At 43.4% G+C, this 22,015-nt stretch carries 17 protein-coding genes; 1 reads left to right on the forward strand and 16 read right to left on the reverse strand.

Features of this window, described 5'->3' with window-relative positions:
- Window positions 1-14 precede the first annotated feature (14 nt).
- The 16 genes from ACXAD1_RS22095 to ACXAD1_RS22170 form a co-directional block, all read right to left on the reverse strand.
- On the reverse strand, window positions 15-2,138 hold the full coding sequence (locus tag ACXAD1_RS22095; RefSeq protein WP_474911340.1) for an ADP-ribosylglycohydrolase family protein: 2,124 nt from the start codon (window positions 2,136-2,138) through the stop codon (window positions 15-17).
- 29 nt (window positions 2,139-2,167) lie between these two features.
- On the reverse strand, window positions 2,168-3,316 hold the full coding sequence (locus tag ACXAD1_RS22100; RefSeq protein WP_370224603.1) for an ADP-ribosylglycohydrolase family protein: 1,149 nt from the start codon (window positions 3,314-3,316) through the stop codon (window positions 2,168-2,170).
- 73 nt (window positions 3,317-3,389) lie between these two features.
- Window positions 3,390-4,277, reverse strand: a complete 888-nt coding sequence (locus tag ACXAD1_RS22105) for a carbohydrate ABC transporter permease (protein ID WP_474911005.1) — start codon at window positions 4,275-4,277, stop codon at window positions 3,390-3,392.
- Between the two features lie 14 nt (window positions 4,278-4,291).
- Window positions 4,292-5,191 (reverse strand): ABC transporter permease, encoded by a 900-nt coding sequence (locus tag ACXAD1_RS22110; protein WP_474911006.1) that lies wholly within the window; start codon window positions 5,189-5,191, stop codon window positions 4,292-4,294.
- Window positions 5,163-6,089: a ribokinase gene (rbsK, locus tag ACXAD1_RS22115; protein ID WP_474911007.1), complete on the reverse strand. Its 927-nt coding sequence runs from the start codon at window positions 6,087-6,089 to the stop codon at window positions 5,163-5,165. The genes ACXAD1_RS22110 and rbsK overlap by 29 nt, the downstream gene beginning before the upstream one ends.
- Before the next feature lie 10 nt (window positions 6,090-6,099).
- On the reverse strand, window positions 6,100-6,411 hold the full coding sequence (locus ACXAD1_RS22120) for a DUF4387 domain-containing protein (protein WP_206840004.1): 312 nt from the start codon (window positions 6,409-6,411) through the stop codon (window positions 6,100-6,102).
- Window positions 6,412-6,423: 12 nt separating this feature from the next.
- The gene (locus ACXAD1_RS22125; RefSeq protein WP_206840002.1) at window positions 6,424-7,782 is read right to left on the reverse strand and encodes an acyclic terpene utilization AtuA family protein; all 1,359 of its coding nucleotides are present in this window, start codon (window positions 7,780-7,782) and stop codon (window positions 6,424-6,426) included.
- 291 nt (window positions 7,783-8,073) lie between these two features.
- A complete protein-coding gene (locus ACXAD1_RS22130) occupies window positions 8,074-9,114 on the reverse strand; it encodes an ADP-ribosylglycohydrolase family protein (protein ID WP_206840000.1) in 1,041 nt (346 codons plus the stop codon).
- Window positions 9,114-10,106, reverse strand: coding sequence for an ADP-ribosylglycohydrolase family protein (locus ACXAD1_RS22135; RefSeq protein ID WP_206839998.1), 993 nt, complete (start codon window positions 10,104-10,106; stop codon window positions 9,114-9,116). Before ACXAD1_RS22135 ends, ACXAD1_RS22130 begins: the two co-directional genes overlap by 1 nt.
- A gap of 70 nt (window positions 10,107-10,176) precedes the next feature.
- Window positions 10,177-11,655: an extracellular solute-binding protein gene (locus ACXAD1_RS22140; RefSeq protein WP_370224609.1), complete on the reverse strand. Its 1,479-nt coding sequence runs from the start codon at window positions 11,653-11,655 to the stop codon at window positions 10,177-10,179.
- A 447-nt stretch (window positions 11,656-12,102) separates the two neighbouring features.
- Window positions 12,103-13,413 carry a hypothetical protein gene (locus ACXAD1_RS22145; protein WP_474911008.1) on the reverse strand — a complete coding sequence of 437 codons (1,311 nt, stop codon included), beginning with the start codon at window positions 13,411-13,413 and terminating at the stop codon, window positions 12,103-12,105.
- Window positions 13,414-13,434: 21 nt separating this feature from the next.
- Window positions 13,435-14,673 (reverse strand): M20 family metallo-hydrolase, encoded by a 1,239-nt coding sequence (locus ACXAD1_RS22150; RefSeq protein WP_474911009.1) that lies wholly within the window; start codon window positions 14,671-14,673, stop codon window positions 13,435-13,437.
- Between the two features lie 56 nt (window positions 14,674-14,729).
- On the reverse strand, window positions 14,730-16,004 hold the full coding sequence (locus tag ACXAD1_RS22155) for a M20 family metallo-hydrolase (protein WP_474911010.1): 1,275 nt from the start codon (window positions 16,002-16,004) through the stop codon (window positions 14,730-14,732).
- 20 nt (window positions 16,005-16,024) lie between these two features.
- Window positions 16,025-17,572, reverse strand: a complete 1,548-nt coding sequence (locus ACXAD1_RS22160) for an AbgT family transporter (protein ID WP_474911011.1) — start codon at window positions 17,570-17,572, stop codon at window positions 16,025-16,027.
- A 440-nt stretch (window positions 17,573-18,012) separates the two neighbouring features.
- Window positions 18,013-19,440 (reverse strand): M20 family metallopeptidase, encoded by a 1,428-nt coding sequence (locus ACXAD1_RS22165; protein WP_474911012.1) that lies wholly within the window; start codon window positions 19,438-19,440, stop codon window positions 18,013-18,015.
- 16 nt (window positions 19,441-19,456) lie between these two features.
- A complete protein-coding gene (locus tag ACXAD1_RS22170; RefSeq protein WP_474911013.1) occupies window positions 19,457-20,752 on the reverse strand; it encodes an amidohydrolase in 1,296 nt (431 codons plus the stop codon).
- Between the two features lie 311 nt (window positions 20,753-21,063).
- Here ACXAD1_RS22170 and ACXAD1_RS22175 point away from each other — a divergent pair, with 311 nt between their 5' ends.
- Window positions 21,064-22,005, forward strand: coding sequence for a DUF1672 family protein (locus tag ACXAD1_RS22175; RefSeq protein ID WP_474911014.1), 942 nt, complete (start codon window positions 21,064-21,066; stop codon window positions 22,003-22,005).
- The last annotated feature ends 10 nt before the right edge of the window (window positions 22,006-22,015 follow it).

Below are 22,015 nucleotides of genomic sequence, written 5' to 3' on the forward strand. Positions count from 1 at the left end.
TTTCTGTTTTTAAACTATTTGTTCGTTTCTTTCACATGGAAACGCTGGACCTTTGTTTCCCCTTTTTCAAGCAGGCCTAAGCCAATCATTCCATATTCATTTTCCAGACCATCGAAATCCAGGACTGGCTCGCCATTGATTTCTAACTGAACAGCAGCTCCCTTGCTGACAGCTTTAAAATTATATATAGCTTCATGATTCCATTCATATGAAACTGTCTTTAAACGCTTAAAACCAAAGTTATTCTCTATTAATGAAACCTGATTGCTGCCATCAAATCCTGCCCAATAATAACGTTCTGTTCCAATTGCTCTAAGAATTGCCCCATGGCTTTTGCCGGAAACAGGCTGAAGGCTTATTTCCAGTTCAAGGTCACGGCCATAATAGTTCCCTGTAAAGGAAGAAGTATCTTCCTCAACTGCAGCAGCATTCATAAAACCATTTTCCAGTGTCCATTCACCACGGTGGTGAGCAAAAGGTGTTACACATTTGAATTCCAAGGCTTGTTTGGTAAAATCGATGGAGTAATCTGCATTCCCAAAGATTCGAAACTCGCCGATGTAAAACCTTCCAAATGAACGGTTATCTGCAGGTGATGGACTCTCGACAATAAAGCCAACCTCGTCAATCAATGCACCATCAGTTTCTGGTATCACAAATTCAATATCAAGCCACTGCTGATGGCTTAATATGACGGTGTCCAGCTTCAAGTCTTCCTTTGTAAAACTATTGCGGACGTAAGGAGTCAAATAAACATCCACCCCTCCCTGCCATTTATCCATAAACACCTTTGCCGTAACCTTTTGACCGCTGTATGCAGTAGGTGCAAAAGTCGGCTTATATTTTTCATCGTTGAACTCTTCACGGCGATAAAATGGCTTGTAAAATATTTTACTGTTATCGCCTTCTATAAATCTGTCAAAAAGAACGGACAATGACCCTCGGGCTTCCTCAATCCCCACATCACTGCAAGGATGTAAAAGCGTCTTAAAAGCATTATTCGTCTTAAAGCCATGAGTTGATCCCTGCAAGGTAAAATCCAAGTAAACTTCGCCATTTCGAATGCTCTCCACTAATCGCTGAGGAACATCCAGCCTATTCACTTGATAGCCAAGAACGGCAAGCTCCTTACAGAAGGTTGGTATATCCAGCACATTCAAGTAGCCAGACACGCTCGATGTTGCGATCATATCGTTGATCGGCTTCCTATAATGTCCTGGAATTCCATCAAGCCCGGCGAAAACTCCTGCGATGGTTCCGACATTTCCTGCATTACAATCCGTATCCCAGCTGCACATGGTAGCAATTTCAACAGTTCGAGCCAAATCTCCCTTTCCATACATGAGGGCCAGGGCACATACTCCGGCATTCGGGATGATATGGCATACTCCAGTATACTTATCATAACCCCACTCTTTTTCTAAATACTGACGGCACTTTCGGAAATCCTCTTCCTCAGGGTGCTTCTGATAAAAATCAATCACAGCTTTCACGACAGCATAATACGTGGAATCTTTTGGAATCACGGACAATCCTGCTTCGATAATATCATCAATACTTTTAGCTGAAAAGGCTTTGGAAATACACGCTGCCATAAAACGAGCCCCATATAGCCCATTTTTATCATGAGACACACTTGCCGCTATCTCTGCATAATCGGCTGCCTTTTGAATATTATTTGGGAACAGCAATCCCCATGTGTCGATAAAAATCTGCCCGCCAATCTGCTCAGCCATAATGACGCCATTGACTTCAGCCGAACCAGACTGTGGTGCAGGGATGCCTTTTTTCAAATTCAGATACGCGGTATGCTCTGTGCTGATCTGATCTCCACCCCACCAAAACATGCCGATTCCTTCACGCGAATAGTTTAACCACGCTCTTGCAACATCCTGGGGTGCCAGCTCCCGCCCGCGTGCGTCATCCATTAATGCCCGGATAAAATAAACCGGACCATTTGCATCATCATCTGCAGAAAAGGTTTTATAATCCTTCACATATCCCCTTATATCACCATGAATTTCCTGTATTTTTTCATATGACCATTCATTTGGCTCCAGTGGTGCACCGAGCCGGATTCCAACATTCATTCCTAAGAAACCGGCATACACCCTTTCTAAATAGTTTTCAGGCAACAATTTACTCAACTCCCGGTCCCCAAAGTCTTTTAAAGAATGCTTTTTCTTTTTTCATTAAGCTGCAGATCTTGTTCAATAATCAGCCTGGCAGTTTCTGAAAAATGGTCAGCTGCCTGGATTAAATTCATTTTGTTCGTTTCCTGTAAAAGCTCAACGTCCTCAGAACGAATAACACTGTCTCCGTACATGGCACCTAAAATAACACCGGCCATTACCCCGATGGAATCTGTATCACGGCCAGAGTTGATGCCATCTAATATGGATCCGTAATAATCCCCATCGTTTAACACCATAAACGCCAGCGCCATCGGCAGCTCTTCAATAGAGAAAAGCCTGCTTGGCGTATAATGATTTGAAGGAACACCAACCTTCTCAATTTTACGGTGAACATCGTCTTTCATTGGCGAATACTTTTCAATCACACTTTGGAATGCAGCAATGACTGTATCCATGTCCGCCTTTTCAGAACGTAATTTCTTAGCAGCTTCGGTTAGATCACGAATCGCATTCTTTGTTCCATCCTTAGCAAAATAGAGGGCTGTTTCAACAATTTCATCAACTGTCACATTTTCTTCAAACGCTTTTGCCACACAAGCTGCCAGCACCCCTGCCGCTTCCAGGCCGTAGCTGCTTTGATGTCCCATTGCAAACAAAATTGCTTCATCATAGGCAGCCTTCGGATTTCCGGCATTGACAATTCCAACAGGTGCAATATACATCGCAGCCCCGCAGTTAATCATATTGCCAATTCCGCCTTCACGCGGCTCACAATTGGCTAATACATGGCGCATGAAAATATATTTTTCCGGATAGAATAGACGGTCAATAATGAGCGCCTCTTTGCCAAACTCAGGGATATACGTTTTTCTGAAAGCTATTTCCTTCACAAACTCGTTCCCCATGTCATAAGCATCTAAATGTCTTTTTTCTTTGTTATAGACATTGATGAGGGCAACAGTCATAAGGGTATCGTCTGTAACTGTACCGTTGCCTCTTTTCCTGCCTAAATTCATATCAGCTGGATAATCCTCCTTGTACCATTTGGTACGGAGTGTCTCGACCCTCTTATAGATTTTTTTAATCTCTTCATAACTTAATTTTTCAACAGGTGCTCCCATTGCATCCCCCAATGCAGTGGATATAACAACACCTCTAACTCGTTCTTTAAAAGTAACCATATGAAGAACTCCCTTTTTTCTACACACTTCGCTTTTGTGTATTTTTTAATCTATTCCACATAGAGCGTAAAAATCAGTCTTTGACTCCACCCTCAAAAGCACCCTTCGCATAGTACTTTAGAATCAATGGATAAATCAGAAGTAAAGGTACAACCGAGATGATTATCGTTCCTGCTTGCAGGGAGGCAAAATCAAGGGTTGCTATTTGGTCATAGGATAGGAAGTTTTGCGCTCCTAACAGAGATGTATTATCACGTTCTACTACAAATTGCCGAAGAACAAGCTGCAGAGGCCATTTGCCAGTGTCCGTTAAGTAGATTGTCGCCCGGAAGTATTCGTTCCAGTGATAAACTCCATAAAACAGACCCATTGTTGCCAAAGCTGGCTTGGATAAAGGCAGCATGATTTTTGTGAAGATACGAAAGTGCCCAGCCCCATCCATACGGGCTGCTTCCAAAATACTTTCAGGAACATCTTCAAAAAATCTCATCATGATAAACAAGTAAAAGATATTGATGGTCTTATACAGGATTAGGGACGCATATGTATCCAGCAATCCCAGGTTTTTCACCAGTAAGTATTCAGGAATTAATCCTGGTTCGAATACCATGATGACAATTAAGAAAATCATGACAAAATTCCGGCCCGGAAATTTTGTTCTTGCCAGCACATAGGCTGTCATTGATGTAAGCAATAGATTCACAGCTGTACCCACAATGGTTATTAATAAGGTATTGAAAATACTTTTTATAATTAGCGGGTTTGATAATAGAATTTTGTAGTTAATGAGTGAAAATCCTTCAGGTATTATTCCCAGGCCGCTTAGCTTATGGACCTTGAGAGGATCTGATAGCGACATTGCTAGTAAGTGAAGAAGCGGAACTAGCACTGTTAATGAAATTAAAAACAAAATGCTGTAAATAATAATGGTTGAAACACTCAATTTTTTAAATTTATTCATCTTCGTCCCACCTCCTACCAAACACCTTTACCGGTAAATCGTTTTGAGATAAAGTGTGTACTCAAAATTAAGATAACCCCAATTACACCTTTGAAAAGGCTCGCTGCCGTTGCATAAGCATATTGGCCGTTTAAGAGACCGATTCGATATACATAAGTGTCTAAAATGTCGATTACGCTGATGACAGAAGTGTTCATCATATTAAAGACCTGGTCAAAACCTGCATTCATGAAGAATCCCAGATTTAGAATAAAGACTGTCATGATTGTTGAAGTTAAAGACGGCAGCGTGATGTATCTCATTTGCTGTATTTTAGATGCCCCGTCAATTTTTGCTGCTTCATAGAGAGAAGGACTTATTTTTAGAATGGCTGCCAAGTAAATAATGGAATCCCATCCCGCACTGCGCCATATTTCCTGGAACACCAATACCCAGCGGATATGGTCCTTACTTGTCATGAAATCAAGTGATGGCATATTGAAAAAGCTGCGAATCACGTTGACTCCGCCATCTTCCGGATTCAGCAATGCGATCCAGATTCCTGCAATAACGACCCATGATAAAAAGTGAGGAAGGTAAACAATTGACTGTATATATTTTCTAAACTTCCCGACTCTTACTTCATTGATCAATAATGATAAAATAATCGGAATTGGAAAAAAGAATACAATCTTCATCACACTAATAATTATGGTGTTTTTTAACACATCCAGAAAGGCTGGGGAGCTAAATAGAACCTTAAAATGCTTCCATCCGACCCAAACATTATCACCAATAATCCGGTAATCCTGAAATGCCAGCTTCATTCCGATTAATGGAACGACGTGGAAGATCGAAAAATAAAGGAGGGCTGGAAAAAGCATAAGATAGAGGACCCAGCTTGATTTAATTTGCTTCAGTATGCCCTTTTTCATCTTTATACTCCTTTTCCTTTACAAATTGAGTCACATCATTTCGATTGGGCATTCCCGTTTGAGCACCCTTTTTAGTGACCGATAAACCAGCGGCTGTGTTGCCAAAACGTATGCTGTCTTCAAGACAGTTCCCTTCTGCAATGGCCACAGCGAAAGCTCCTGAAAAGGTATCTCCAGCTCCAGTTGTATCAACCGGAATTACCTTAATGGAAGGAACTAATTTGATCTCTGTTCCATCAAAGAAACGAACCCCCCCTGTACCGCACGTAATAATTAATTTATTTGGATGCTTTTCAAGCAGCTCTTCCATTGAATCATTCGTGTTAAACACTAATTTGTACTCGTGTTCATTCGGTGTGATATAGGTCACCTTGTTAATCAGCTCTTGACTGAGTGTTTGTGCCGGCGCCGGGTTGATAATAATTGTTTTTCCTTGTTCATAAAGGAGCGGAACCAGATACTCAATCATGTCTAACGGTGTCTCTAGCTGAAATACAATCACATCGTAGTTCAGAAGCTCTGCTGCAGTTTTTTTTACATAGTCAACGTTGGTATGTGTATTTGCTCCAGGTACCACAATGATGCGATTTTCACTTTGACAAAGCTCAATAAACGCTGCTCCTGTTGGCAATCCTTTTACAGATTGGAGATTTACAAGATTGATATTCTCCTTTTCCAGCTTTTTGATAATCAGATCACTATTCTCATCATCACCAACCGATCCGAATAAGGACACATCACCGCCAAGACGGGCAGCTGCCACAGCTTGATTGGCCCCCTTGCCGCCAATGGATAAAAAGAAATTCTCACCCAGGACGGTTTCTCCTAATTTAGGCAGTACCTCGCTTTCAATAAAATAATCCATATTGATACTTCCAACAACGGCTATTCTCTGCATGTTCATCATCCTAATCAATCAGTATATTCATTAACGGTGCATGCTGCTGTGCCCCATATACATCCCGGTCTCCAACTGTTCCAGAGGAGATATCTCTTAAAATCGTAATCTTAATTCCAAGTGCCTGGTCATAGAAAACGAGATGGTCAATCTGGTCTGCAGTGAGGTTATACAAATCACAAATGGTTTGGTTATTGATTTTCCCCGAATTCTTTACCCGCTCATAAACTTCCTTGGAATCAAATAAAATATCGAATGTCAGCTCAAATGGTCCTGCGTTTTTACTTCGTAATACTTTAGCTAGTTCAAATAAAGCGGCCATGTTTTCATCCCCTTACAAATACTCAATAACAAATGGATTTTCAGTGATTTCCATTAGGTGATAGAGAGAAAACTCATACACAGGTCCAAACTCTACATCACTTGGTGCAAATGGAAAGGCTAAATTTCCAGCTGTTGATTTCCGATTCTCATATCCGTAATGAAGAAATGTCGATCTTACACTCGAGCAAATACTGTTTGCAAGTTCCTGTGTTTTGGCAACCACTTCAAACATGACACCAATCTCATGTCCCTGGAATGGTGCGCATTCTTTTGAACCGAGCACTCCATTTTTTCCATAATTATAGAAGTTGATAGCATAATCCTCTTCCGGGATGTCCTCGTAATAATCCCTTACCTGCTCCATCACAAGCTCCTCAATTTCTTCGATATTCCCTACTAAAATCGGGTCACGGACACCTGCGATGACAAAGGTTCTATATGCAACCTTTCGTGCACCTTCCAGCTTGATGTAATAATGATCATTTTTTTGCAGTTTACTATTCTTAACCTCGACAACCCCGTCACTCACTTGGGTAAACTCACATTGACTAAGGTCAAGGATGATGCCCGGTCCATGTAAAAGGTATGGATGCTCTTTTTCGTAAAAAGTATGGGCACTCACACTAATCGGCGAACATTTACGCATTGGATTCAACGATTGAACGGTGAAGGAATCTTCCTTTAATGTTCCAACAATACAATCCTTTGTTGTACCTGGTTCAGCACATAGTGCCCCGCATTCTAATATTTTTCCCAGATGGTAAGCGAGACCAGGGTCTTTGCCGCAGTAAATTCCAACTGCCGCAAATGGCGATGGATCATATGCTCTGCCACAGACTATAATGTCTGCCCCGTTTTTGAGAGCTTCCAAAATGGGCTCATGTCCCATCTGAGCAACAATGTTGTTTGTTTCTTGAATGGCTTCATCTGTAAGAGCTGGAATGTTTGGCGTTAGAGGGTTAATTCTGCCCTCATGGTTAGCTTTTATGATTTCTTCCTGTGTAAAGTCGGCCCAAATCATGGCAATTTTAGCTGTTAAGCAGCGTTCATCCAGGATTTCTTTAATAATATCCAGCGTCCACTCCATATGCGGCTTGGCACCGGCTCCGCCAGCAGACCCAATCACAATGGGAATGTCCCGGGGAACACCATTTTTAATGATGATATCCAAATCCTTTTTGGTTGCCCGGCGGCTTACAATCGCAACACCCGCACCGAGCTTATGCGGACCTGCATCAGTCGACCCGGCATCCACTACAATTCCATGAACCTTTTGGTCATTCTCAAAGGCTCTGTTAAATGACTCTTCCGGAAATCCATATCCTAATATCCCGCACGGTGAAACAATACGTACATCACTGCTAGTCATATTAATAACCTCTTCTTTATTTGTCTGTTTTCTTATTGATAAAACGCTTAATATGTAACCGGTTACACATTTTCTCAAAAAAATATGGTTATAAAACCCAAAGGACATGTAACCGGTTACACATTGTATATCCTTATGGTACCGTTTAACGCCAGTCCCTGTCAACCAATTATTAGCTCAATGTGTACAGTTTTATATTGCAATTATCTCAATAGTAAGAAGGCACGATCACATACTCCTCTTTTCTTAAGGTGAACCGTGCATCCTATAAAAACATTATTATATTAGACTTTAAGCATTTTCATAGATGGCCAATTTGGCAGCAACATCTTTTAGTGATGTCCCTTGTAAACTGGGAATACAAATTCCTTTAATTTTATCTAATGCTTCTTTCCACGTTTCCGGGACCGCATTTGCACCCTGCGAGGCTCCAGATAGAGCACCTACCATTGCAGGCATACTATCGGACTGTTTCGGCAGTAATGATGCCAGCTGAATTCCTTTTTGCAGATTTCCTTCTGTACTTAGGAAAATAGCATAGGCTACTGCAAGTGTTTCAGGAGCAATATTGGCATAGTTATAGACCGCATTGACTACTCGTTTTTGCCATAGCGGTATGGCTGCAAATCCGTCCCCATTGGTTTCTTCCAGTACATTTAGGGCAATCTCCATTTTTCTCCAAATCCAGGTATTTTCCGGTACGTACTTTAATCCTTCTTCCACTATTTCCTGCGGAGAAGCACCTGATAGGGCAACAGCTATACTGGCAGCCATTGCCTGGGCTGCATAGACGCCATCTTCAGCATTTGTGATAGAAGCCATTTTTTGTGCTGTACTTGCAGCTTTTTCAGGCTGGTTTTTATATATAAGACCGATTGGAACCGCACGTGAAACTGAGCCATCATCATAGTGATGTGGATTGTCATTGCCAGATGCCGGTGGAAGGATTCCTTTTTTGATGTTTTCAATAGAAGCTCTCTCACTTACTCCGCTCCAAATTTCCTGCTCAGGTTCTACTATATATTTCATCCAGCCATGAAGTAATTTTTCTTCCGTAATTTCATTCCCGCAATCCAAAATCATTTGGGCCGCGATGATTGCAAATTCTGTATCATCTGTTCCGCAGAAATCTAAAATTTCCTCGCTCAAGGCATGTGTGAAGGGCAATGAAATTTTATTAATCCGATGCCGGTCCGTAATTTGGCTAAAGCTCCATAAACGATTTCTCCGCTTAGGAGGGAGTACGAGCGATCTATGATACATCGCAGCAAAGCCTGCCGAATCACCCATTGCCATCCCGAGAAGAGAACCGTAAATTTTATCATAAGACATTACTCTTTTCCTCCTATTATTACGTTTGTTAAATCTCTGGCAATATCACGGACATCTATCCCTTTCATGGCCAAAACACAACGTCCGCGAATAATATTAATCCGGTCCTGCCAATCCTTTGGCACAGCATCGGCACCATGTAATGCTCCTGCCATTGCACCATTCATAGCCGCAATCGTATCAGAATCTCTTCCAATATTGACTCCGCCCAGGACAGCAGGAATATACTCACCCTTTGCTGCAGCAAACACACCATAAGCGAGCGGAATAGCTTCCGGTCCCATATCGGCCCAAGGATAGTAGAAAATAGAGATCTTATTGTAGAGCTCCTCCATAGCATCTTGAACATTCGTATACTTTGTGCCAATTTCTACAGCCTCGCCGATTTTCCGATATGTCCAGGAATCCTTAGGTATGTGGTACATTCCTGTTTCAATTACCTTTTGCCAATCGTTTCCCGTCATGGCGTAAGCAACACTTGCGGCCACAGCTTGACCGCAATATACTCCATCCCGGTCGTGGCTTACTCTAGCTTCAATCTCAGCCAGCCTGGCCGCTTCCTCCGGATCGCCTGCACAATAGATGCCAATCGGAGAAATTCTCATGGCCACCCCGTCACTCCACATTTGGTGATTATCGACACCCGTGGCAGGAGTAGCAAGCCCTTTTCGCAGATTAAAGATAGCCTCAACTTCACTAAAGCCGCCGCCTTTAAAGCCGCCTTCCTGGGAAACAAGATAGTTAGTCCATTCTCTTGTCATATCCTCATAGTTTAATTTGTTTCCATATTTTAAGATAATTTTAGCTGTCAGCATGGTGTATTCGGTATCATCTGTTCCAACTGGATCATCATTGACAAAGTCATTGATCCATCCATATTTTTCCCGTATCTCTTCCAAAGCCAAGCCTTCCGTTGGAGCTCCCAACGCGTCACCCACTGATAATCCTATTAAACAGCCATATACTCGCTTATACCATTGTTCGAAATCCAAATGAGGTCCCCCTATGCTAAAGTTTTCTAAAAAAATAGTGGAGAACGGAGTCTCCACTATTTTTTTAGTATTATCTTAAATTTTTATTTGCAAGTTCTGTAATCTGTTCTCCGCCTGCTTCGTTCCACTCTTTAACGAATTTTTCGAAATCAGAGATTGGACGCTTGCCAGTAATGATGTCCGTTGTAAATTCCATATACAGGTTTTGCATAGCATCCCAGTTAGCTACATATTCTTCCGGGATTATGAAGCTATTGTCTTCTGCATAAAACTCTTCTGCTGATTGAAGTGATTTTTCCGCAGATTCACTTAATAATGGTGTCGTATCATCTACTGGAGTGGCCGGAGTATAATCAGCTGGCTCCCAGAATCTAGCAAACCATTCACTGTAATATTTATCAGTAAGCTGAAGTTTTCCATCCACTACGTTATAATGATCGCCTTCGAATCCGAATCGGTCGATCATTTGTCCTTCAGGGCTTGCCATATAATCCAGAATCTTAAACACAAGATCCTTATTCTCAGAATTAGCAGAGATTGCAATACCTCTTGATTCTTTTGTAACATCCGTAGCACCAAATCCTTGATACTCGCCCTTCGCAGGCGGCAGCATGACTAGTGAAGCTTCTTCTCCGCTTACTTGAACCATTTTGCCTTCATAAATATCGATTACCTTACCTGCTGTACCTGGGATGATCGCAGCATCTCCATCAAAGAATGCTTTTTCTTTCGTATCCCATTGCTTTGTTAAGTATTGGGGATCCAAAAGACCTTCTTTGTATAACTTATTATAGAATTCAAGCTTTTCTTTTTGCTGCTTTGAAACTCTTGCGTATTCATAAGATCCATCTTCTTTTTGCAGCCAAGTCTTATCGATCCCAAAAGCCATATCAAACATATAGTCGATTTCTGCTATGTCACCGGCAACTGTAATGGCATATTTAGGTTTATCGCCGCCTGGCTGTTTTTCAACTAATTCTTTGAAAAATGCATAGTAATTGTCCACAGTTGGATTTTCCTTTAGTGCTTTAGAAGTTTCCATTTTGTTAAACCAGTCTCCTCTAATGACAGGAACTTTAGGAGCAAGTGGTTTAATCCATAGCAGATAAGGATAATTTTCAAGTCTTTTTTCGTTAAATGGCTGAACGATATCCTTAAGATATTTTGATTCCTTGATGTAAGGTCTTAAATCCTCTAATAAACCTTGATCAGCCATGGCTTGATCTCCGCCTTGGAAATAAATCATGTCAGGAATATCGCCGCTATTGAGCAGTAAGTTTAACTTCTCAGCATAGTTGCCTTGCGGGAGGTCGACTAATTCAAAATTTACTTTAATATTTTCATCTTCAAGGAGCCCTTTTTCAATCGCATCATAATATTTTTCTGATACAGGGTTAGAGCTGTTATCATCCTTCATTACAACACGGATTGTTGTGGCTCCCCCTTTATCTTTTTTATCTCCCTGACCTGCTTCTTCTTTGTTTGTACAAGCCGCCAGTAAACCCAAAACCATAATAAGACTTAATATGGCTATAAAAGATTTTCTCATCACTTTTCCCCCTAAAAAGTTATTTTTTCATATTCTAATTGAATCGAAGAATGATTGCTCCCCCCTTGGCATTCATCATATTAGGAGAATGATATTATAAAAGCTAACCAGAATCACAATAATGTGGAACCGGTTACACAATTGGCTATAAAAGGCTGTTCCTAACAATTCTGAATCAACAGATGTTGTTAGAGTATGATGCCAAATTATTATATACTCTTATGTAACCGGTTACATATTATATTCCCTTTTAGAATAATTGAAAGTGGTTTTAAAGTCAACTACTAAAAATTCAAATTAATTTGGAAAATCTGTTAGGAAATAAATCGGATTAGTTATAAAACAGAATCCCCTATAATCTAGAAGATACTCTGAAGATTAAAGGGGACTTCCTAATTTCCATCATATTCCATTCGCGCGTTCTCTTAAACCAACTAAAATCATGGCCTATAGCTTCAACTCATAAACCTTCCGCGGCCGCCCGCGCTGTCCAGGCTGTTCTTCACCCGTTACTTTGGCAAGCCCGAGCCGCTCGAGCTCCGCCATAATCCTCCTCGAGTTGCGTTCGGTGTTTTTCAGCCATCTTGAGACTTCCTGCGCAGTGACTATCTTTTTTTGATAGTGCCTTGAAAGGTATTCGATTTTGGATACGATTGCCGGATTGATTTTGGCGCCCTTAAAGCGTTCTTCCCATTCCTCTCCCCAAATGCGCTGCTGGTAGGAAACCGCCTCCTCGCCGCTTTCCGAAAGGTGTTCCTTAATTTGTTTGGTTTCATCGACACTAACCACAGGCGAAGCTTTCTGATCCCTGGCATATTGGAGGGCGAGCCGGACATTCTGCTCTGCATCATATGCCGTCAGCCCGTAGCCGACACCGATCCTCACCTTCAGCTTGCTGTGGATTTTCGCTTCTTCAATAAGAGAGTACATGGAGGCTTCCTGAAAATGCATTTCCATTTCGCCCCGGGTTGTATAAATAAAGAATAGACCATCCCCGATCTGCACAAATGAGCCTTGCACTTTTTCGGCATAATCAAGCATGACCTGCTTGATTTCCAGCTCATGCCGCTTCATTTCATAGGTGAAATGCTGCTCTTCCAGTGAGCTTGCAGAGTGAACGACTTCCATTCCCATAATCGCTATCTGGGAGCGCTTATACCAGTTGGACTGGCCTCTTTCCCTTAGGTAGCGGAGTACAAGTTTAATGGCGACAGGAGAAGGGACCACCCGGTAGCAGGGGATTCCCTGTTCCCGCAGCCGGTCATGCACCTCCTGGACACAGGTCAATGCAACCTCGGTTTGTCCTTCCTCAAAAAGCTTCTTATGAAAGCGGATGATTTCCTCGGCTGGTTCGTACTCATTATAGGAAAAAGCCTGAATGTTTAAATCTCCTAAAAAATATGTATTTTTTAGTGTATCCAGCTCGGATTCCTGAATGGTATCCAGGCTTGCCTGCTGAAATCCGCCTTCCCTGATATGCGCTTCAAGGAGTGTTCCCAGCAGACTGGAGCCATATAGAGGGGGATAATGGGCGTTTTCTTCCCCAATCAGCCCTTTTGAACGCGCGTAATAATAAGGGGCCTGTCCGGAGAAAAACCATAAATCGATTTCCTTCTGATGTTCCCTGATAATCTTTTCCGTTTCTTTTGTTTCCTTATAAATGTATGGAATCATCTCAAGCTCGCTGTATTCACGCGACAAGGCAAGAATGTGTCCAACGGAGTCTCCCGGCCCCACTACCCCAACGCGAATCTTCATTTTTTTCCACCTGCTTCTTCTTTAGATGCTTGTTTCAGTTTTTAAATATTGAGCGATAATCTTTGTTCCCATTTCCAGATCTTCAATAGAGGCAAATTCATCAGGATGATGGCTGAGCCCATTTTTGCAGGGAATGAATAAAAGCCCTGAAGGCCATTTGGCCGCCATATTCATGACATCATGGCCGGCACCGCTTTCAAGCACCAATGCTTTGTATCCTAACGCTTCACCTGAATGCTGGAGTTTCCTCATCACTGTATCATCCAGCTGAACGGATGGATTATGAACAAGCGTTTTTACTTCTATTTTAACACCAAAAGATTCCGAAAGCTGATGACATTTTTCACGGATGAGCTTCTCCATTTCCTTTTTCAGCGAATCGTCCACACTGCGGATATCGACTCCAAGCTCAACCGTTCCGGGAATCACATTCATGGCGTTCGGCTTTAGTTCAAAGGTGCTTGCTGTTGCCACAATCGGCACCGCATTGGAATCCGATAAAGAAAGAGCTGTCTCTGATATGAATGGAACGAGAGGTGCAGCCGCTACAAAGGCGTCCTTTCGTTTGCCCATCGGCGTCGTTCCAGTGTGCCCCATCTGTCCATTGATAATTACCTTTAAGCGGATTGGACAGGCAACTGCCGTTACTGCTCCAAAGTCTGCGCCGGCATCCTCCACTCTGGTTCCCTGTTCAATGTGAAGCTCGATAAAACTTTTTAAAGCTGACTCCGGCCGTTCAGCTTCTTCAATTGCATCCCATGACAGTCCCATGTCCTCGACTGCCTGGCGGATAGTGATGCCATCTTCATCCGTTACATCTTCCACTTCATTCTTATTAAGAAGGCCGCTCATTGCCTTGCTGCCAATGGTTGATACGCCAAAACGGGAGGATTCTTCAGAAGCAAAACAAATGACTTCTATTGGTGAAGTAGGCTGGAACCCTTCTTCCTTCAAAACTTTCACGGCAGCCAGACCGCAAAGGACGCCGGCCACTCCATCATAGCCACCCCCGCCTTTGACCGTATCCACATGAGAACCTACTGCAACAGCAGGTGAGGAATCTTCAGCTTGCCAGCGGGCAATCGCATTCCCCGCTTCATCTCTTCGAACCTTCAACCCAATATCCTCTGCAATGGAAACAAATACATCAATGGCCCGCCATTCTTCTTCCGTGTAGCCTAATCGGCAGAACCCTTCCGCCTGGACCATGCTGTCTGTTAAATTTAAAGCTTTCAGATGCTTATCCAACCATTCTTTCATTATTAACACTCCTCCCTGATCTAAAATGAGGCAGATTGCTCTGCCTCATCTATTCCTTAATTTAATTTTTTTATAGAGTCAAACAGCAGCTGGACGGCATTCATCATCGTGCCTTCATTAATATCGAACTTCTCGTTATGATGGCCTGCTGCCAGTTCTGTACCGAAAATACAGTATGTCGCCTGTCCTCCATTTTGCTGAACACGCTCCATGAAGAAGGTTGCATCCTCGGAGCCTGCAGGTGAGTTGTCTTCAAGGATGCTTTCTTTTATATAGGAAGCTTCTTGTGCACAGGTTTGCAAGACGGATGCCAGCTCTTTTGAACCTTGAGCACTAATGGCCTCGCCCACAGTACGAATCTCGTATTCTACTCCGTACATTTGGGCTGATCCTGCGATAACAGCTTCGGCCTGGGCTTTGACATATTCGTTAATTTTAGTCGTTTCCCCGCGTGTTTCAATTTTCAGCACCGCTTTATCTGCGATAATATTTCGGCCTGAGCCTGCATGCAATTCTCCCACGTTGATGCGGGTTGCCCCTTCTGAATGACGCGGAATAGCGTAAATATTCAGGGCAGCAGAAGCGGCTGCCAGCAGGGCGTTTTTACCCTCTTCCGGATTTCCGCCTGCATGGGAAGAAACGCCTTTAAACGTTACATCAAGCTTTGACGTGGCCAGGAATCCATTTTTGGATGCCACAAAATGTCCATCTGGAACTCCTGTGCCGACATGGGAGGCAATTAAATAATCCACATCATCGACTACACCGGCTTCGGCCATCGAACGAGCCCCGCGGGTGCCTTCTTCTGCAGGCTGAAAAATCAATTTGATTTTCCCCTTAAGGCTGTCTTTATTTTCCGCAATCAAGCTTGCCAGGCCCAGCCCGATGGTTGTATGGGCATCATGTCCGCAGGCATGCATGGTGTTTGGAACTGCCGACCTGAATCCTTCTTTTTGCGGAAAATGGCTGTCTGCCTCTGATTCATGGATCGGCAATGCATCCATATCCACACGGAAGGCGATGTTCGGCCCTTCCTTTTGCGTATCCATCGTCGCGACAATGCCTGTATAGCCGTCTATGAAGGGTTCAATATAATCATTTTTCGCGCTATTTTCGAGAGCCCATTGATAATGTGCGGCTGTTTCCTCTTGATTAGGCTTACCCATAAAATAATCAGCGGCCATTACCTGCCTGCCCATTTCCAGCCCGAAGCCAAGTTCATCCAGAATCGATGCGACAATGGAGGCTGTCCGCATTTCCAGGAACCCTCCCTCTGGATAGCGGTGAAAATCACGGCGCCACTCTTTTAATTGTTTTTCGAGATTACTCACTTTTTAACCACATCCTGTTCTTATAAATAAGGACCGATTCCCGGACCAAACGGGATTCCAAAGAATACAAACACTAATAGCATAATGATCCACGTGATCAGGAACGTAATCGAGTACGGAAGCATTAAGGAAATGAATGTTCCAATTCCCGCTTTTTTGTCATACTTCTGCATAAACGACAGGGCGATAACCATATATGGCATCATCGGTGTCACAATATTCGTAGATGAATCTGCTACACGGTAAGCCACTTGCGTGAATGCAGGGTGATAGCCAAGCTGCATAAACATTGGCACAAACACAGGTGCTTCAAGCGCCCACTTTGCTGAACCTGAAGTGATCAGGAAGTTCAGGGAAGCTGTAAAAATGATGTAGCCAATAATCAATCCGATTCCGGTGAACTCCACATCTTTCAGGAATTCAGCACCATTTACTGCTACCCAGGTTGCAATATTAGACCAGCTGAAGTAAGCGATAAATTGGGCGATTGCAAAGATTAAGACAATATAGGACGCCATATCCTTCATGGATTCAGCCATAAAATTGGCAACATCTTTACTGCTCTTAATATTTCCAACCGTGATTCCGTATACAGTACCAATAATGATAAAGAAGAACAGAATAATCGGGATAATGCCATCCAGGAATGGAGATGGAACCAGTCCGCCATCTTCATTGGTTAACGGGCTATTTGGTATAAGGATCGCTCCCACAATAAGGGCTATATAGGCGCACCCGGCAATGACTGCATTCCGCAAAGCCTTGCCGGCATTAGGAGGATCTTCAGTAATGGCTTCTTTTACCTCATCGCCCTTGTATTCTCCAAGGCGCGGTTCAATGAACTTCGTCGTGACAAGTCCGCCGACAATGGTTAAAACAAATACGGAAACAATATTAAAATACCAGTTATCAATTGGTGTAACGACCATATTCTCATCAATAATCTTGGCAGCTTCTGTTGAAATCCCTGCCAATAGTGCATCTGTTCCAGCAATCAGCAGGTTTGCTGTAAAACCGGCTCCGGCTGATGCATACCCTGCTGCCAAACCGGCAATCGGGTTGCGGCCAATTTTGTAGAAAACCATTGCAGCAAGCGGCGGTACAAGCACCATTGCTGCATCTGAAGCGATATTCCCCATGATCCCGACAAACACAACGGTGTACGTGATTAATGCCGGCGGTGATTTTAAAATTGTTTTCTTAATGGCATAATCCAGCATGCCGACTTTCTCGGCAAGACCGATTCCGAGCATCATGGACAGAACCAGTCCAAGAGGCGCAAATCCGGTGAAGTTATCGAGCATGGATGTCAGAATAAAATTCAGGCCTTCTCCAGATGCCAGGTTCTTAACTTCCAGTTCCTCTCCCGAGCCAGGGTGGACAACAGTAGCACCAAAGGCACTAAATATAGCTGAAACAATAATAACTAACACTGCGAGCCCGGCAAATAATATAAATGGATCCGGGAGCTTATTGCCGACCTTCTCGACCCCATTGAGGAATCTCTGGGCAATCCCTGGTTTCTTACTTTCTGTTACCACTTTCTTTCCTTGTTTTTCTGTTTTCATATACTCCCCTCGCTTTTCTGTTTTTTATTGGATTTTTTTACTTATGAGTGAAGATGTTGCTTTCCGCTGCGGCGGCCAGGTTCGGACTTGTTGTTTCCGAATTCTGCTTCTCCTGTCCGAATGAGCGCCTGGTTCGGACTGCTTACCTCCGGTTTCTGCTTTCTCTGTCCGAATGAGCACCTGATTCGGACTGCTTCTCCCGGTTTTCTGCTTTCTCTGTCTGAATGAGCGCCTGATTCGGACTCCTTCTCCCGGTTTTCTGCTTTCTCTGTCCGAATGAGCGCCTGATTCGGACTGCTTCTCCCGGTTTTCTGCTTTCTCTGTCTGAATGAGCGCCTGATTCGGACTCCTTCTCCCGGTTTTCTGCTTTCTCTGTCCGAATGAGAGCCTGATTAAGACTCCCTCGCTCGGTTTTCTGCTTCTCCTGTCCGAATGAGAATCTACTTTAAAGTAGAGGGCTTAACCTCTGCAGGAATTGGGCATGTGTATGGATAGGCTTCCTTAAACGCATTGAATTCCTGTTTGACAGCTCCCAATTCTTCCTTGTCGGTCAGCAGTTTGATAGCTGTTAAAGCCATGGCTTCTGCTGCCCGGAGCATGCCTTTGTGGGCATAGCTGCTGATGCCTTGAGTTGTCATCTGCCATGTATGCAGCGGTGTTCCCAGTGCTGATGTTGAAGCTGTCAGCTGTGCAGTTGGAACGACCCAGCTTACATCAGAGACATCAGTAGAACCGGCAAGAATTTCTTTGGAAGGTTCATAGGCTGAGATTGTTTCTGCCAGGTATTTTCCTTCAAACTCACTGCCGTCCCCTACATAGCCAAATCCTCTTAAAATATCTAAATAGCTTTCTTTCTCACCATCTGATAGGGTTGTCCAAAGCTTTTCGGCAAAGGCCTTTTCTTCTTCGTCCGGTTTTTCGATGCCGGCTTCCTGAAGGCTTTGATAGAGAATTTTTTCAAGGCTGCGGTTTGGAATATAATTGGAGCAAGCCTTGTCAAACTCAATGGTAAGCTCGGTCTCTGTCATTAGAGCTGCGCCTTCGGCAATCTTGCATACCCGTTTGTAGATTTCATCCACCTGCTGAACCTTTGGCGCACGAATCAGATAAAGGACCTCGGCGTCTGCCTGTACGACATTTGGCGAAATGCCCCCTGTGTTGGTGATGGCGTAATGCATTCTGGCTTCCGGCACGACATGCTCACGAAGGTAATTCACACCCACGTTCATCAGCTCAACCGCATCCAGGGCACTTCTTCCAAGATGAGGCGAGTTCGCCGCATGTGAGGATAAGCCTTTAAATCGAAAATAAACCTGATAGTTTGCGAGACTCGATAGGCTCATGATGCTGTTGGCCGGAGATGGATGCCATGTTAAGGCAGCGTCCACCCCTTCAAAAACTCCTTCGCGGACCATGAAGGTTTTTCCGGAACCGCCCTCTTCGCCCGGACAGCCAAAAAACTTTACAGTCCCGGGCAGATTGTTTTCTTCTAAATATTTTTTTGCAGCGCAGGCTGCCGCAAAAGCGCCGGTCCCCAGCAGGTTATGCCCGCAGCCATGACCTACATTCAGCTCGGTTGGCTCGTACGAGGTCTGGTTTGGCACCTGCCCCAGTCCGGACAAAGCATCGAACTCTCCGAGAAAGCCAATAACAGGAGAACCGCTTCCATAGGTGGCTACAAACGCGGTTTCAATGTTTCCGGATTTGCGTTCCACCTGGAAACCTGCTTTTTCGCATTCAGAAGCTAAAAACTCTGCTGAAGCATACTCTTCAAATCTAGTTTCCGGATGACGATAGATATACTCACTGATTTTTTCAAACGTCTCTTTGTTCTCTGTAAGAAATGTTTTTGCAAAGTTATTCGACATGATTTCCTCCTTTAATTTAAATGGCCGATCCGCCATTTAAGATGTGAATGTAAGCATCGACTGCAACCAGTAAAGCCTCTTCCTCGAAATCAAATTGAGGATGGTGGTGAGGATAATCAAGCCTCGTTCCAAACAGCATAAACGTAGCTTTGCCGCCATGCTTCTGGACCCGGTTCATCATAAAGCTGACGTCTTCTGATCCGGAAACAGGGACAGAAGGCAGCACTTCTTTTACAAGCTCGCTTGATGCACACCAATCGGTAATTTTCGGGATCAGCTCTTCATCACAGACAACCACTTCCGTAACTCCGACTGCATCGATTGTGCAGGACACATCATGCATGTCTGCTGCCGCCTGAATAATCCGGGTCGCTTTTTCAGCCATATATTGAGCAATTTCCGGTGTCTCGCCCCGCACCTCTATTTCCATATAACTGTCTCCCGGGATTATATTCCGGCCGCTGCCAGCGGCCAGCTTCCCAACATTCACCCTGGTGACGCCATCATGATGTCGCGGGATGCCATAGAGGTTATTAGCAGCTGTTGTCGCTGCCAATAAAGCATTTTTTCCGAGTTCCGGATTGATGCCGGCATGTGAGGAAACTCCTTTAAAATAAGCATTGTATTTAGTTGAAGCCAGAAATCCCGGCGTTGTGGCTGCAATCGTTCCAACAGGCATGGACTTAATGCCGATGTGGCCTGAATAAAAATAATCGACATCATCAAGCCAGCCTTTGTCTGTCATCGCCCGAGCCCCTCGTCCGCCTTCTTCAGCCGGCTGAAACAAAAGGGTGAAACGGCCCTTAAGCTGATCAGCATGGGAAGAAATATACTGTGCTACCCCAAGTCCGATGGCAGTATGTCCGTCATGTCCGCACGAATGCATCACATTCTCTTCTTTTGAGCCAAATTCGTATTGAGCTGGACGATGGGCAGGATCTGCTGATTCGTTTATCGGCAGAGCGTCAATATCAAAGCGGAAACCAACATGGTCCCCGTTTCTGCCAGTATCCCAGACTGCCACAAGCCCGGTATTGCCGCCGCGCATTTGATCGAGCCAGGACTCTTCAACACCCCAATCCCTCGCCTTTTTCTCTTGAGCTTCAAGATCAGCTTGTGCAGGAAGCCCCATGCGGGAATTCTCGTCAAGCGCGTCTTTCCCTAAATAAAGCTTGAAACCCATCCTTTCCAGTTCTTTTCCGATCCGGTATGTAGTGATATACTCCATGAACCCCAGTTCAGGCAGTGCATGCAAAGTGCGCCGCCATTTGATCAGCTGGGGAGTTATTTCCTTTAAAAAGCAGCTGTCCATAAAGATCCCCCTTGTTGATTTTTATTTCGGACATTTTCCGTTTCATTACCTTAAATGTATTATACACAGTGTTATTAGAAAATTCAAAGTAAACTTTTAACTATTAAAATGTCGTTTGGTGAATTATTATACAGCGGAAGCCGAATTTAGCAAATTTTTAGTATAATCCTCCCTATTCACCCCTGACTTTCTCCCTATTTTTACCTAAAAAGTGTAATTTTCCACGTTTAAACTGTAAAAATATAACTCTATCCGCTAAAATAAGGGATATACTTTGAATGGCACATTCCTTTAGGGAGGACATTTAACTAATGTACAAGAAAACAAAAATTTTACTCTGCAGTGTCGGCATATCATTAATGCTTGGAGGATGTTCTGGTATGAATAGCGCAAATAACAATCAGGAAAGTGAAAAATCAAAAGAAACACAGGCTGCTCCTTCTGAGGAATCACTGATCAGTGTTCAGGATTATACCGGTGAAGGCTATGCACTTCCATATGGAAAAGAAACCGATAAAATTGCTGATGAAAGCCTTGATGAGATAGAGGAAGCTGCAATCAAGTTTTTTAAGGAGAAATATAAGACCGATGTAACGGTGCATAACGTGGTTGGTGCTAAAGATGGGGCTACTGTGTTTGTTGAATCCAAAGGTGAGCCGCATTTCTACACTTATGCTGTAGTACCAATTGATGAACTGGAAAAGAAAGTGATGACAGAAAAGATATGGGCGGACGAATTCCAGGTGGAAAATGCCATTAAAGGCGGATTGTATCACATGATCTTTAATGAAGAGTTTCAACAGCTCGACGACTATCTTGAGACTCTTGCAGCAGAAGGTCAAGTAACCGGAAAAACAAAGGATGCCCTTCAAAATGTGGGTGGACACGGATATATGACTCCATATTATTTTATTGCATTAACAAGCAAAGAAGAGGCTATTAAACCCGTTTATGACCTTTATATTAGTAATCCTGATGAAGGTACGGAAAATTTGAGGAATGTCTATGATGATGACGCGTTTAATCCTGAAAACTTCAAAATCAATATTCAATTATTCATGGCTGAAAAGCAGGCAGAGCCAAATGAAGAAATATTTAATCAAGTCACGAAAGAGCTGGAAGATATGGACTCAATACCTAAGGGCACATACAGCTTCGCTCTCAATGATAACTTCATTGATAAACAGAGTTCGGAAGGTGCTAAAGATAATTCTTTAAAACGCGGATTCCCGGATTACATTATTAAGGAATAAAGCAGGTGAA

This window comes from Cytobacillus sp. ABV4_503, from assembly GCF_056158445.1.

Coding starts and splice junctions, on each gene's coding strand:
- ACXAD1_RS22150 (WP_474911009.1), bottom strand. CDS start 14,673: ATGAAAGAATGGTTGGATAAGCATCTGAAAGCTTTAAATTTAACAGAC.
- ACXAD1_RS22160 (WP_474911011.1), bottom strand. CDS start 17,572: ATGAAAACAGAAAAACAAGGAAAGAAAGTGGTAACAGAAAGTAAGAAA.
- ACXAD1_RS22175 (WP_474911014.1), top strand. CDS start 21,064: ATGTACAAGAAAACAAAAATTTTACTCTGCAGTGTCGGCATATCATTA.
- ACXAD1_RS22170 (WP_474911013.1), bottom strand. CDS start 20,752: ATGGACAGCTGCTTTTTAAAGGAAATAACTCCCCAGCTGATCAAATGG.
- ACXAD1_RS22165 (WP_474911012.1), bottom strand. CDS start 19,440: ATGTCGAATAACTTTGCAAAAACATTTCTTACAGAGAACAAAGAGACG.
- ACXAD1_RS22105 (WP_474911005.1), bottom strand. CDS start 4,277: ATGAATAAATTTAAAAAATTGAGTGTTTCAACCATTATTATTTACAGC.
- ACXAD1_RS22125 (WP_206840002.1), bottom strand. CDS start 7,782: ATGACTAGCAGTGATGTACGTATTGTTTCACCGTGCGGGATATTAGGA.
- rbsK (WP_474911007.1), bottom strand. CDS start 6,089: ATGCAGAGAATAGCCGTTGTTGGAAGTATCAATATGGATTATTTTATT.
- ACXAD1_RS22120 (WP_206840004.1), bottom strand. CDS start 6,411: ATGGCCGCTTTATTTGAACTAGCTAAAGTATTACGAAGTAAAAACGCA.
- ACXAD1_RS22110 (WP_474911006.1), bottom strand. CDS start 5,191: ATGAAAAAGGGCATACTGAAGCAAATTAAATCAAGCTGGGTCCTCTAT.
- ACXAD1_RS22140 (WP_370224609.1), bottom strand. CDS start 11,655: ATGAGAAAATCTTTTATAGCCATATTAAGTCTTATTATGGTTTTGGGT.
- ACXAD1_RS22145 (WP_474911008.1), bottom strand. CDS start 13,413: ATGAAGATTCGCGTTGGGGTAGTGGGGCCGGGAGACTCCGTTGGACAC.
- ACXAD1_RS22100 (WP_370224603.1), bottom strand. CDS start 3,316: ATGGTTACTTTTAAAGAACGAGTTAGAGGTGTTGTTATATCCACTGCA.
- ACXAD1_RS22130 (WP_206840000.1), bottom strand. CDS start 9,114: ATGTCTTATGATAAAATTTACGGTTCTCTTCTCGGGATGGCAATGGGT.